The sequence below is a fragment of the Pseudomonas sp. NFACC05-1 genome (genome assembly GCF_900100135.1).
GTDB lineage: Bacteria > Pseudomonadota > Gammaproteobacteria > Pseudomonadales > Pseudomonadaceae > Aquipseudomonas > Aquipseudomonas fluorescens_Q.
Genome location: NZ_FMTR01000003.1, coordinates 201468 through 214693 on the forward strand (window position 1 = coordinate 201468; position 13226 = coordinate 214693).

Genomic DNA, 13226 nt, shown 5'->3' on the forward strand with positions numbered 1-13226 from the left:
GGGGCTGCTGCGCAGCCCAGCGGGAGCAAGCTCCCTCGCCACAAAAAGCCTCGTCCTCGCTGTTTCCTCTTTGCGCACCAATTTGTTACCGAATGCCCCAGCGTGGCGCAATGCCATGCTTCTGTGACCCTCCGATTGCCCTCTCGAAAACCCTCTTAAAAAATTTCATGCCGCTCAGCAGCCCTGAAATCACAAGGCTTTCAGCCAATTCCCCAACCGTTTCTGAACACCACCTCCAACAAGTTGGCCGCTTGATTGCATATGCTTGTACATACAAGTAAAGACGTATGCGTATGAGTCACTGATATTCAACGCAACGTTCGCTAAATCGCTGCCCACTGCCCGGGCTGGTCTGGATTGATCGCTGAGGAGTTTTTGCTGTGACCGACGCTACCCGCAAACCTGAAAAATACCGTGACGTTGAAATCCGTGCCCCTCGCGGTAACACGCTGACCGCCAAGAGCTGGCTGACTGAAGCGCCGCTGCGCATGCTGATGAACAACCTCGACCCGGAAGTGGCCGAGAACCCCAAGGAACTGGTGGTCTACGGTGGCATAGGTCGCGCGGCGCGCAATTGGGAGTGCTACGACAAGATCGTCGAAAGCCTGACCAACCTGAACGACGACGAAACCCTGCTGGTGCAATCCGGCAAGCCGGTGGGTGTGTTCAAGACCCACAGCAACGCCCCTCGCGTCCTGATCGCCAACTCCAACCTGGTGCCGCACTGGGCCAGTTGGGAGCACTTCAACGAACTCGACGCCAAGGGCCTGGCCATGTACGGCCAGATGACCGCCGGCAGCTGGATCTACATCGGCAGCCAGGGCATCGTGCAGGGTACCTACGAAACTTTCGTCGAGGCTGGTCGCCAGCACTACGACTCCAACCTCAAGGGGCGCTGGGTCCTGACCGCCGGCCTGGGCGGCATGGGCGGTGCGCAACCCTTGGCCGCGACCCTGGCCGGTGCGTGCTCGCTGAACATCGAGTGCCAGCAGGTGAGCATCGATTTCCGCCTGAAAACCCGCTATGTCGACGAGCAAGCCACCGACCTCGACGACGCCCTGGCGCGCATCGAGAAATACACCGCCGAAGGCAAGGCGATTTCCATCGCCCTGTGCGGGAACGCTGCCGAGATCCTGCCGGAAATGGTCCGTCGTGGTGTGCGTCCGGACATGGTCACCGACCAGACCAGCGCCCACGACCCGCTCAACGGCTACCTGCCGGCCGGCTGGACCTGGGACGAGTACCGTGCCCGCGCCAAGACCGAACCTGCCGCCGTGGTGAAGGCCGCCAAGCAATCGATGGCCGTCCACGTCAAAGCCATGCTGGCCTTTCAGAAAATGGGCGTGCCGACTTTCGACTACGGCAACAACATCCGCCAGATGGCTCAGGAAGAGGGCGTCGAAAATGCCTTCGACTTCCCTGGTTTCGTCCCGGCCTACATCCGTCCGCTGTTCTGCCGCGGTATCGGCCCGTTCCGCTGGGCTGCGCTGTCCGGTGATCCGCAGGACATCTACAAGACCGACGCCAAGGTCAAGGAACTGATCCCCGACGACGCCCACCTGCACAACTGGCTGGACATGGCCCGCGAGCGCATCAGCTTCCAGGGTTTGCCGGCACGGATCTGCTGGGTCGGCCTGGGCCAGCGCGCCAAGCTGGGCCTGGCGTTCAACGAGATGGTGCGCAGCGGCGAATTGTCGGCGCCGATCGTGATCGGTCGCGACCACTTGGACTCCGGTTCCGTGGCCAGCCCCAACCGTGAAACCGAATCCATGCAGGACGGTTCCGATGCGGTCTCCGATTGGCCGTTGCTTAACGCCTTGCTCAACACCGCCAGCGGCGCGACCTGGGTGTCGCTGCACCACGGTGGCGGCGTCGGCATGGGCTTCTCCCAGCACTCGGGCATGGTGATCGTCTGCGACGGTACCGACGAGGCGGCCGAGCGCATTGCTCGCGTACTGCACAACGATCCGGCCACCGGCGTCATGCGTCATGCCGATGCCGGTTACCAGATCGCGATCGATTGCGCGAAAGAGCAGGGGCTGAACTTGCCGATGATTACCGGCAAGTAACCCCGAGCCCCTTGTGGGAGCGAGCTTGCTCGCGATGAGGGCGTGTCAGTGCTGACCCACCGCTATCGCGAGCAAGCTCGCTCCCACAGGGAAGCAGCGGCGAAAATGAATTCCAGAACAATCCACAGAGGTTGAACCATGGCTGTCAGTAGCACACGCGCAAGCAGCAAGCCGTTGATCGAGAAACGTTCGATCGACTACATCCCGGAAGCGGAGCGACACGGTCGGCTGTTGAGCCAGTTCACCCTCTGGATGGGGGCCAACCTGCAAATCACTGCCATTGTCACCGGTGCATTGGCGGTGGTGCTTGGCGGTGATGTGTTCTGGTCGTTGATCGGTTTGCTGATCGGCCAAGTGCTCGGCGGTGGCGTCATGGCCTTGCATGCCGCGCAAGGGCCCAAGCTTGGCCTGCCGCAGATGATCTCCAGTCGGGTGCAGTTCGGTGTGTATGGCGCGGCCATCCCGATCGTGCTGGTGTGCCTGATGTACCTGGGTTTCACCGCGACGGGCACCGTGCTTTCCGGTCAGGCACTGGGCCAGTTGTTTGATGTCAGCGACAGTGTCGGCATCCTCATCTTCGCCAGTGTCATCGTGTTGGTCACGGTGCTTGGTTATCGGGTGATTCACTTCATTGGCCGTGTCGCCAGCATCCTGGGTGTGATCGCCTTCGTTTACCTGTTCGCTCGCCTGATGAGCCAGACGGACGTTGGCGCACTCCTGCAAATCCGCCATTTCAGTTGGAGCAGCTTCCTGCTGGCGGTGTCGCTCGCGGCCTCCTGGCAGATCGCTTTCGGCCCCTATGTGGCGGACTATTCGCGTTACCTGCCAAGCCAAACTTCCTCGGTGAAAACCTTTTTTGCCGCAGGCGCAGGTTCAGTCATCGGCGCGCAGGTGGCGATGATCCTCGGCGTGTTTGCCGCGGCCTCGGCCAATGGGCAGTTCGCCGGTCACGAGGTGGCCTACATCGTGGGCCTGGGCGGTACCGGCGCCACGGCTGCGCTGCTGTACTTCAGCATCGCATTCGGCAAGGTCACCATCTCCACGCTGAACTCCTACGGCAGCTTCATGTGCATCGCGACCATCATCAGCGGTTTTCGTGGTCACCTGAACGTCACGCGCCTGCAGCGTCTGGTCTTCGTGCTGGTCATCGTCGGCGCTGCGACGCTGATCGCGCTGCTCGGCCAGCACTCGTTCCTCGGTGCGTTCAAGTCCTTCATCCTGTTCTTGCTGGCGTTCTTTACGCCTTGGAGCGCGATCAACCTGGTGGACTACTACTGCATCACCCGCGAGCGCTATGACGTACCGGCACTGGCCGACCCGAACGGTCGCTACGGTCGTTGGAACGCCCTTGGCATCAGCGTCTATGTCTTCGGCGTACTGGTTCAACTGCCGTTTATCGCCACCAAGTTCTATACCGGTCCGCTGGTGGAAGCCATGGGCGGTGTGGATATTTCCTGGATCATCGGTCTGGTGGTTCCGGCGGCGCTGTATTACGTCGTCGCCAAGAAGTGGCACAGCGCTGTACCCGATCAATTGATCCTGCCGCTCGAGCAGGACACGGTTGACGCACAACCGAGCAGGGCGGGCCGCATCCAAGCGGTCTGATGGGACGTTGACAGGGCTGGATGCCTCTTGACTGCCGTAAGCCAATCCAACTGATTAGGAGCGTCACATAATGAAGTCGAACAAGACCCTGCTGACCACATTGCTTTCCATGGGCCTGCTGGCCGGCGCCAGCGCCACACAAGCGGCGGGTTGGTGCGAGTCGGGCAAACCGGTGAAGTTCGCCGGCCTGAACTGGGAAAGCGGCATGCTGCTGACCGACGTCCTGCAAGTGGTGCTGGAAAAAGGCTACGGCTGCAAGACCGACAGCCTGCCAGGCAACTCCATCACCATGGAGAATGCCCTGAGCAGCAACGACATCCAGGTGTTTGCCGAAGAGTGGGTCGGCCGCAGCGAGGTGTGGAACAAGGCCGAGAAGGCCGGCAAGGTGGTCGGCGTCGGCGCCCCGGTGGTGGGGGCCATCGAAGGCTGGTATGTGCCGCGCTACGTGGTTGAGGGCGACGCCAAGCGCAAGCTCGAAGCCAAGGCCCCGGGCCTGAAGAACATCGCTGACCTGGGCCAGTACGCTGCCGTGTTCAAGGACCCGGAAGAACCGTCCAAGGGCCGTTTCTACAACTGCCCGGCCGGTTGGACATGTGAGCTGGACAACAGCGAAATGCTGAAAAGCTATGGCCTGGAAAAAACCTACACCAACTTCCGTCCAGGCACCGGCCCGGCCCTGGATGCGGCGGTGCTGTCGAGCTACAAGCGTGGCGAGCCGATCCTGTTCTACTACTGGTCGCCTACGCCGCTGATGGGCCAGGTGGACCTGGTGAAACTGGAAGAAAAACCGGGCGTGGATAAAAGCGTGAGCATCAAGGTCGGCCTGTCCAAGACCTTCCACGACGAAGCCCCGGAGTTGGTGACGGTGCTGGAAAAGGTCAACCTGCCCATCGATATCCTGAACCAGAACCTCGGGCGCATGGCCAAGGAGCGGATCGAGTCGCCGAAGCTGGCGAAGATCTTCCTGAAGGAACATCCTGAAGTCTGGCACGCCTGGGTCAGTGAAGACGCTGCCAAGAAAATCGACGCGGCTCTGTAGGTCGAATCCCCCGGCCAATCCTAGGGTTGGCCGGGACGTTCACTGCATCCACCTGATCGAGAGTCTCTTATGTTTCCCGAAAGCTTTACCTTCTCCATCGCCGACTGGGTCAACGGTTGGGTCGACGCCCTGGTGACCAACTATGGCGATGTGTTCCGGCACATCTCCGACACCTTGCTGTGGGCCATCGTCAACCTCGAAGGCCTGCTGCGCATGGCGCCCTGGTGGCTGATGCTGGCCATCGTCGGAGGCATTGCCTGGCACGCCACCCGCAAGGTCGTGGCCACGGCAGTGATCGTCGGCCTACTGTTCCTGGTGGGCGCGGTGGGCCTGTGGGACAAACTGATGCAGACCCTTGCCCTGATGCTGGTGGCGACGCTGATCTCGGTGTTGATCGGCATTCCCCTGGGCATCCTCTCGGCGCGCAGCAATCGCCTGCGTTCGGTGCTGATGCCGCTGCTGGACATCATGCAGACCATGCCGAGCTTCGTGTACCTGATTCCGGTGTTGATGCTGTTCGGCCTGGGCAAGGTCCCGGCGATTTTCGCCACGGTGATCTATGCCGCGCCGCCATTGATCCGCCTGACCGACCTGGGCATCCGCCAGGTGGACGGCGAAGTGATGGAAGCCATCAACGCCTTCGGCGCCAACCGCTGGCAACAGTTGTTCGGTGTGCAACTGCCCCTGGCCCTGCCGAGCATCATGGCCGGGATCAACCAGACCACCATGATGGCCCTGTCGATGGTGGTCATCGCCTCGATGATCGGCGCCCGTGGCCTGGGTGAAGACGTGCTGGTGGGCATCCAGACCCTCAACGTCGGCCGTGGCCTGGAAGCCGGGCTGGCGATCGTGATTCTCGCCGTGGTCATCGACCGTATTACCCAGGCCTATGGTCGTCCTCGGCATGAGGTGAGCAAATGAACAACGCAGCCATCAGCAAAATCGAAGTCAAGAACGTCTTCAAGATTTTCGGCAATCGCTCCAAGGAAGCCCTGGAGTTGATTCGCCAGAATAAGACCAAGGATCAGGTGCTGGCCGATACCGGTTGTGTGGTCGGTGTGAACGACCTGTCGTTGAGCATCGGCACCGGTGAGATCTTCGTGATCATGGGGCTGTCCGGTTCCGGCAAGTCCACGTTGGTGCGCCATTTCAACCGGCTGATCGATCCTACCAGTGGTGCGATCTTGGTGGACGGTGAAGACATCCTGCAACTGGACATGGACGCCCTGCGCGAGTTTCGCCGGCACAAGATCAGCATGGTGTTCCAGAGCTTCGGCCTGCTGCCCCACAAGAGCGTGCTGGACAACGTCGCCTATGGCTTGAAAGTGCGCGGCGAGAGCAAGCAGGTGTGCGCCGAACGGGCGCTGCACTGGATCAACACCGTGGGCCTGAAGGGCTACGAGAACAAGTACCCGCACCAGCTCTCCGGCGGCATGCGCCAGCGCGTGGGCCTGGCCCGGGCCTTGGCGGCGGACACCGACATCATCCTGATGGACGAAGCCTTCAGCGCCCTCGACCCGTTGATCCGCGCAGAGATGCAGGACCAGTTGCTGGAGCTGCAAAAGACCCTGCACAAGACCATCGTCTTCATCACCCACGACCTCGACGAGGCCGTGCGCATCGGCAACCGCATCGCGATTCTCAAGGACGGCAAGCTGATCCAGGTCGGCACGCCCCGGGAGATCCTGCATTCGCCGGCGGATGAGTATGTCGATCGGTTCGTGCAGCGCAGGGCTGCGGTGGTGTAAGGCCGGACCCAGTTGTGTAAGGCCAGACGCGGTTGTGGCGAGGGGATTTATCCCCGTTGGGCTGCGCAGCAGCCCCAGACCAAGCAGTGGGATCAGCCTGACACAATTGGATGGAAAGTAATGGGACTGCTTCGCAGCCCAACGGGGATAAATCCCCTCGCCACAAATGTTATTGGCAACTTATGGGTATGAGGTTTTAGATGTCCCAGGCTGAAAAAATCGTGATCGCCGACGCCCCGTTGCGTTGGCAGGATGTGGTCGCCGTCGCCCGCTTCGGTGCCGAGCTTGAGCTGTCGGCCCAGGCCTGGGCGCGGATCGACAATGCCCAGGCCATCGTCCAGCGCATCGTCGAAAGCGGTGAGCGCGCCTATGGCGTCAATACCGGCCTGGGGGCCTTGTGCAATGTTTCGCTCAAGGACGAACAGCTCAGCCAACTGTCGCGCAACACCCTGCTCAGCCATGCCTGTGGCGTCGGTGCGCCGCTTTCCGATGAACAGACCCGGGCGATTCTCTGCGCCGCCATCCTCAACTACAGCCAGGGCAAATCCGGCATCCATCGCCGGGTGGTCGAAGCGCTGCTGGCGCTGCTCAACCGGGGCATCACACCGCAGGTGCCGTCCCAGGGTTCGGTGGGTTACCTGACCCACATGGCCCACATCAGCATCGCGCTTTTGGGCGTCGGCCAGGTCAGTTATCGCGGGCAAATCGTTTCGGCGCAACAGGCCTTGGCCGCCGAAGGCTTGCAACCGGTGCAGTTGGGCGCCAAGGACGGTTTGTGCCTGGTCAACGGCACCCCGTGCATGACCGGCCTCAGTTGCCTGGCCCTGGCCGATGCGACGCGGCTGGTGCAATGGGCCGACGTGATCGGCGCCATGAGCTTCGAGGCCCTGCGCGGGCAGATTGCCGCGTTCGATGCCGAGATCATCGCCCTCAAGCCGCACCTGGGCATGCAGCAGGTCGGGGTCAACTTGCGGGCCTTGCTCGACGGCAGCGAAGTCATCGCCTCGAGCTTGGGCATTCGTACCCAGGACGCCTTGAGTATCCGCTCGATTCCGCAGGTGCACGGTGCCGCTCGCGATCAGTTGGCGCATGCGCGGCAACAGATCGAAACCGAACTCAACGCCGCCACCGACAACCCGCTGTTGCTCGGCACGCCTGAGCATTTCCGGGTGATGTCCCAGGCCAACCCCCATGGTCAGTCGGTGGCGATGGCGGCGGACCTGCTGGCGATTGCCATGGCTGAGATCGGCTCCATCGCCGAGCGTCGCCTCGACCGCTTGATCAACCCCCACGTCAGCGGCCTGCCGGCCTTCCTGGTAGCCAACCCCGGGGTGAATTCGGGGATGATGATCGTGCAATACGTCGCCGCGTCGCTGTGCGCGGAAAACAAGCAACTGGCGCAACCGGCGGTGCTCGACAACTTCGTCACCTCGGGCCTGCAAGAAGATCATTTGAGCATGGGCACCAACGCGGCCTTGAAGCTGCACAGGGCGCTGGAAAACTGCACGCAGATCCTCGCCATCGAATACCTGCTGGCGGCCCAGGCCTTTGAATTTCTCAAGGCCCAGCGCTTCGGCACCGGCACCGACATCGCTTGGAAACTGCTGCGTGAGCGCGTGCCGGCCTACGACCAGGATCGCTGGCTGGCGCCGGACATCGCCAGTGCCGCTGGCCTGCTTAAAGACCCGAGCATGCTGCGAAGCGTATTACCGAATTTGAATTGATCAAAAAAGCGCCAGCGTGCCAAGGCACCTATTGCCCATAAAGCATCGCCCAAAAGGCGAAGGTGACGGATAACGGAACATTCCGGAGCGACTGGCGGGTAAAAACAAAACTCTCAAAAGGAGCAATACATGACTGCCTTAAACCTGATTCCCGGCCAATTGAGCCTGGCTCAATTGCGTGACATCTATCAGCAACCGGTGACCTTGAGCCTCGACGCCAGCGCGTCGGCGCAGATCGAGGCCAGCGTCGCCTGCGTGGAACAGATCCTCGCCGAGAACCGCACCGCCTACGGCATCAACACCGGTTTTGGCCTGCTGGCCTCGACCCGCATCGCCAGCGAAGACCTGGAAAACCTGCAGCGTTCCCTGGTGCTGTCCCATGCCGCCGGCGTGGGCGAGCCGATCAGCGATGCGCTGGTGCGGCTGGTCATGGTGCTCAAGGTCAACAGCCTGAGCCGGGGTTTCTCCGGCATCCGTCGGCAGGTGATCGATGCGCTGATCGCGCTGATCAATGCCGAGGTCTATCCGCACATTCCGCTCAAGGGTTCGGTCGGTGCTTCCGGCGACTTGGCCCCGCTGGCCCACATGTCCCTGGTGCTGCTGGGCGAAGGCAAGGCGCGCTATAAAGGCGAATGGTTGCCGGCTGTCGAGGCACTGAAAGTGGCCGGCCTCGCGCCGCTGACCCTGGCCGCGAAAGAAGGCTTGGCGCTGCTCAACGGCACTCAGGTATCCACCGCGTTTGCCCTGCGTGGCCTGTTCGAAGGCGAAGACCTGTTTGCCGGTGCCCTGGCCCTGGGTGGCCTCACGGTGGAAGCGGTGCTCGGCTCGCGTTCGCCATTCGATGCACGCATCCATGCCGCCCGTGGCCAGAAAGGCCAGATCGACGCCGCCGCTGCCTACCGCGATCTGCTGGGCGAGCGCAGCGAAGTCTCCGATTCGCACCAGAACTGCGACAAGGTCCAGGACCCGTACTCCCTGCGCTGCCAACCGCAAGTGATGGGTGCCTGTCTGACCCAGTTCCGCCAGGCCGCCGAAGTGCTGGTGATCGAGGCCAACGCCGTGTCGGATAACCCGCTGGTGTTCGCCGCCGAGGGTGACGTGATTTCCGGCGGCAACTTCCACGCCGAACCGGTGGCGATGGCCGCCGACAACATGGCCTTGGCGATTGCCGAAATCGGCTCCCTGAGCGAGCGCCGGATTTCGTTGATGATGGACAAGCACATGTCGCAGTTGCCGCCGTTCCTGGTGGCCAATGGCGGGGTGAACTCCGGCTTCATGATCGCCCAGGTCACCGCGGCGGCCCTGGCCAGCGAAAACAAGGCGCTGTCCCATCCGCATTCGGTGGACAGCCTGCCGACCTCGGCCAACCAGGAAGACCACGTTTCCATGGCCCCGGCTGCCGGCAAGCGTCTGTGGGAAATGGCCGAAAATACCCGTGGGATCCTCGCGGTGGAATGGCTTGCGGCTTGCCAGGGGCTGGACCTGCGTGGCGGCTTGAAGACCTCCACGAAGCTGGAGCGGGCCCGGGGGCTGTTGCGTGCGCAAGTGCCGTTTTACGAGAAGGACCGCTTCTTTGCGCCGGACATCAATGCGGCCAGTGAATTGCTGGCGAGTCGGTGCCTGAACGAGCTGGTCACGGCGCAGTTGTTGCCGAGCCTGTAAGGCTGATTCGATCGTTCCCACGCTCTGCGTGGGAACGCCTCATGGGACGCTCTGCGTCCCGATCTACGAAGGACGCGGAGCGTCCCGGACTGCATTCCCACGCGGAGCGTGGGAATGATCCTGACGGAGGACATCAATGAAAACCCTCTGGCAAAACTGCCACGCCGCCACCATGGCCCAGGGCGTCTACTCGATCATCGAAGACGCCGCCATCGTCACCCAGGGCAAGCACATCCAATGGATCGGCCCGCGTGCCGAATTGCCGACGGGTGACTACCCGGCGGTCAACGACCTCAAGGGCGCTTGGGTCACGCCGGGGCTGATCGACTGTCACACCCACACGGTATTTGGCGGCAACCGCAGCGGTGAGTTCGAGCAGCGCCTGCAAGGCGTCAGCTACGCCGAGATTGCCGCAGCCGGCGGTGGCATCGCCAGCACCGTACGCGCCACCCGCGCCGCCAGTGAAGACGAGCTGTTCGCCAGCGCCGCCAAGCGCCTGGGAAGCCTGATGCGCGACGGCGTGACCACCGTGGAAATCAAATCCGGTTACGGCCTGGACCTGGCCAGCGAGCGCAAGATCCTGCGCGTCATCCGCCGCCTCGGCGCTGAGCTGCCAGTCAGCGTACGCAGCACCTGTCTGGCGGCCCACGCTTTGCCGCCGGAATACAAGGATCGCGCCGACGACTACATCGAACACATCTGCAGCGAGATGCTTCCGGCCTTGGCAGCCGAAGGACTGGTGGATGCGGTGGATGCCTTTTGCGAATACCTGGCGTTTTCCCCGGCGCAGGTCGAGCGGGTGTTTATCACAGCGCAACAACTTGGGCTGCCGGTGAAGCTGCACGCCGAGCAATTGTCGTCGCTGCACGGTTCCAGCCTGGCGGCGCGTTACCAGGCGCTGTCGGCCGATCACCTGGAGTTCATGACCGAGGACGATGCCAAGGCCATGGCCGAATCCGGCACCGTGGCGGTGTTGCTGCCGGGGGCGTTTTATTTCCTGCGCGAAACCCAGTTGCCGCCCATGGAAGCCCTGCGCAAGCACGGTGTGAAAATCGCCGTGGCCAGCGACCTCAACCCGGGCACCTCGCCGGCGCTGTCGTTGCGCTTGATGTTGAACATGGCCTGCACCTGCTTCCGCATGACCCCGGAAGAAGCCTTGGCGGGGGCGACGATTCATGCGGCCCAGGCCTTGGGCATGGCTCAAACCCACGGTTCGCTGGCTGCCGGCAAGGTCGCGGACTTTGTCGCCTGGCACATCGACCGCCCGGCCGACCTGGCGTACTGGCTCGGTGGCGATCTGGAAAAACGCGTCGTGCGTCACGGCGTGGAAATCGATTGAGGAGAACGGTTGTGGAGAAGGTCCTGAATTTCAAGCAAGGACGCGTGCCGCTGTTGATCAGCATGCCTCACGCCGGCCTGCGCCTGACTCCGGCGGTACAGGCCGGGCTGATCCCCGAGGCGCAAAGCCTGCCAGACACCGATTGGCACATCCCAAGGCTCTACGAATTTGCCGCCGAGCTGGGTGCCAGCACCCTGGCCGCCGAGTACTCACGGTTCGTCGTCGACCTGAACCGTCCCTCCGATGACAAGCCGATGTACGTCGGCGCCACCACCGGTTTGTACCCGGCGACGCTGTTCGATGGCGTGCCGTTGTTTCGCCAAGGGCTGGAGCCGTCGGCCGAGGAGCGGGCGAGGTATCTGCAACAGATCTGGATGCCTTACCACCAGGCGCTGCAGCAGGAACTGGCGCGGCTCAAGGCCGAGTTCGGCTATGCCTTGCTGTTCGACGCCCATTCGATCCGTTCGGTGATCCCGCACCTGTTCGACGGCAAGCTGCCGGACTTCAACCTCGGCACGTTCAACGGTGCCAGTTGCGACCCGACCCTGGCCAGCCAGCTCGAAGCCATCTGCGCTCGCCATGGTCAGTTCACCCACGTGCTCAACGGGCGGTTCAAGGGCGGACACATTACGCGGCACTACGGCAACCCGGCCGAAGACATCCACGCGGTGCAACTGGAACTCTGCCAGAGCACCTACATGGAAGAGTACGAACCGTTCAACTATCGCGCCGACCTGGCGGAGCCGACGCAAGTGGTACTCAGGCAATTGCTGGAAGGCTTGTTGGCGTGGGGGCGGCAGGCTTACAAGCATTAACCTGTGGTGAGGCAGCTTCTGTGGCGAGGGAGCTTGCTCCCGCTCGAATGCGTAGCGCTCGCAAGTTTTTGGGGCCGCTGCGCAGCCCAACGGGAGCAAGCTCCCTCGCCACAGAGGTCTTCAGTGCCCTCAACCTGTCGCCACCGTGCAAAACCGAGTCGCCACAGTTCATCTTCAGCCCCTCGGCGCTGCGTAATGTTTTGGGCACGGTGCAGCAAGACACCGACCTACAATAATCCGCTGCCGCACGAGACCTTCCCGATGAAAAGACTGTTCAAACGCTGTCTGTCGATCCTCTGCGGTACCACCCTCTTGAGCGCCGGGGCGATGGCCGCCGAGCCTGCGTCGTGCCAGACCGTGCGCATGGGCGTGGTCAACTGGACCGACGTGATCGCCACCAGCGGCATGGCCGATGTGCTGCTCACCGGTCTGGGCTACGACAGCAAGCAGACCAGCGCCGTGCAGCAGATCATCTTTGCCGGCATCCGCGACAAGCGCCTCGACATCTTCCTGGGCTACTGGAAACCGGCGATGGACAAGAACATCGCGCCATTCCTGGCCGCCAACCAAGTGAAGGTATTGGACAAGCCAAGCCTGGCCGATGCCCAGGCCACCCTGGCGGTACCCGACTACGTGGCGGCGGCAGGGCTCAAGACCTTTGCCGACATCGCCCGGTTCAAGGATCAGCTTGGCGGCAAGATCTACGGCATCGAGCCGGGCAGCGGTGCCAACACCACCATCAAGACCATGATCGAGACCAACCACTTCGGCCTCAAGGACTTCAAGCTGATCGAATCCGGCGAAGCAGGCATGCTGGCGGCGGTGCAGCGCGCGGTGAATCGCAAGGAGTTCGTGGTCTTCGTCGGCTGGACCCCGCACCCGATGAACATCAACATGAACATCAGCTACCTGACCGGCAGTGAAGATGTCTATGGCCCGAACGAAGGCGCCGCCACGGTCTCCACCGTGACTGCGCCGGACTATGCCCAGCGCTGCCCGAACGTGAACCGCTTGCTGGAGAACCTCACCTTCACCGCCGCCCAGGAGAGTCAGTTGATGGTGCCGATCATGGAGCGCAAGACACCCCAGGACGTCGCCCGCCAATGGCTACGCGAGCATCCCGAGGATCTTCAGCGCTGGTTGGCGGGTGTCACGAGCTTCGATGGCAAGGATGGCGTGGCGGCGGTGCAGGCCAGTCTCAAGAACTGAGGCAATCTTCCGGGCA

Annotated in this window: 10 protein-coding genes; all 10 read left to right on the top strand. The window is 62.4% G+C overall.

Features of this window, described 5'->3' with window-relative positions:
* Window positions 1–380 precede the first annotated feature (380 nt).
* The 10 genes from hutU to BLO97_RS07310 all read left to right on the top strand — a co-directional run bounded on the left by hutU (window position 381) and on the right by BLO97_RS07310 (window position 13210).
* Window positions 381–2069: a urocanate hydratase gene (gene hutU, locus BLO97_RS07260; RefSeq protein WP_092222286.1), complete on the top strand. Its 1689-nt coding sequence runs from the start codon at window positions 381–383 to the stop codon at window positions 2067–2069.
* A gap of 138 nt (window positions 2070–2207) precedes the next feature.
* Window positions 2208–3674 carry a purine-cytosine permease family protein gene (locus tag BLO97_RS07265; protein WP_092222288.1) on the top strand — a complete coding sequence of 489 codons (1467 nt, stop codon included), beginning with the start codon at window positions 2208–2210 and terminating at the stop codon, window positions 3672–3674.
* 70 nt (window positions 3675–3744) lie between these two features.
* Window positions 3745–4713, top strand: coding sequence for an ABC transporter substrate-binding protein (locus BLO97_RS07270; RefSeq protein WP_092151004.1), 969 nt, complete (start codon window positions 3745–3747; stop codon window positions 4711–4713).
* A 69-nt stretch (window positions 4714–4782) separates the two neighbouring features.
* The gene (locus tag BLO97_RS07275; protein ID WP_041024738.1) at window positions 4783–5634 is read left to right on the top strand and encodes an ABC transporter permease; all 852 of its coding nucleotides are present in this window, start codon (window positions 4783–4785) and stop codon (window positions 5632–5634) included.
* A complete protein-coding gene (locus tag BLO97_RS07280) occupies window positions 5631–6461 on the top strand; it encodes a quaternary amine ABC transporter ATP-binding protein (protein ID WP_092345444.1) in 831 nt (276 codons plus the stop codon). The genes BLO97_RS07275 and BLO97_RS07280 overlap by 4 nt, the downstream gene beginning before the upstream one ends.
* Before the next feature lie 200 nt (window positions 6462–6661).
* On the top strand, window positions 6662–8185 hold the full coding sequence (gene hutH, locus BLO97_RS07285) for a histidine ammonia-lyase (protein WP_092151010.1): 1524 nt from the start codon (window positions 6662–6664) through the stop codon (window positions 8183–8185).
* A gap of 129 nt (window positions 8186–8314) precedes the next feature.
* The gene (gene hutH, locus BLO97_RS07290; protein WP_063323336.1) at window positions 8315–9847 is read left to right on the top strand and encodes a histidine ammonia-lyase; all 1533 of its coding nucleotides are present in this window, start codon (window positions 8315–8317) and stop codon (window positions 9845–9847) included.
* 136 nt (window positions 9848–9983) lie between these two features.
* Window positions 9984–11186, top strand: a complete 1203-nt coding sequence (gene hutI / locus BLO97_RS07295; protein ID WP_092151013.1) for an imidazolonepropionase — start codon at window positions 9984–9986, stop codon at window positions 11184–11186.
* Between the two features lie 11 nt (window positions 11187–11197).
* Entirely contained in the window at window positions 11198–12001 is an 804-nt protein-coding gene (hutG, locus tag BLO97_RS07300) for an N-formylglutamate deformylase (protein WP_092151016.1), read from the top strand.
* Between the two features lie 261 nt (window positions 12002–12262).
* A complete protein-coding gene (locus tag BLO97_RS07310; protein WP_092222294.1) occupies window positions 12263–13210 on the top strand; it encodes a choline ABC transporter substrate-binding protein in 948 nt (315 codons plus the stop codon).
* Window positions 13211–13226: the final 16 nt, after the last annotated feature.

Excerpts from the sequence above, each read along its gene's own strand:
- BLO97_RS07275 (WP_041024738.1), top strand. The coding sequence starts at position 4,783 with ATGTTTCCCGAAAGCTTTACCTTCTCCATCGCCGACTGGGTCAACGGT.
- BLO97_RS07265 (WP_092222288.1), top strand. The coding sequence starts at position 2,208 with ATGGCTGTCAGTAGCACACGCGCAAGCAGCAAGCCGTTGATCGAGAAA.
- hutH (WP_092151010.1), top strand. The coding sequence starts at position 6,662 with ATGTCCCAGGCTGAAAAAATCGTGATCGCCGACGCCCCGTTGCGTTGG.
- hutI (WP_092151013.1), top strand. The coding sequence starts at position 9,984 with ATGAAAACCCTCTGGCAAAACTGCCACGCCGCCACCATGGCCCAGGGC.
- hutH (WP_063323336.1), top strand. The coding sequence starts at position 8,315 with ATGACTGCCTTAAACCTGATTCCCGGCCAATTGAGCCTGGCTCAATTG.
- BLO97_RS07280 (WP_092345444.1), top strand. The coding sequence starts at position 5,631 with ATGAACAACGCAGCCATCAGCAAAATCGAAGTCAAGAACGTCTTCAAG.
- BLO97_RS07270 (WP_092151004.1), top strand. The coding sequence starts at position 3,745 with ATGAAGTCGAACAAGACCCTGCTGACCACATTGCTTTCCATGGGCCTG.
- BLO97_RS07310 (WP_092222294.1), top strand. The coding sequence starts at position 12,263 with ATGAAAAGACTGTTCAAACGCTGTCTGTCGATCCTCTGCGGTACCACC.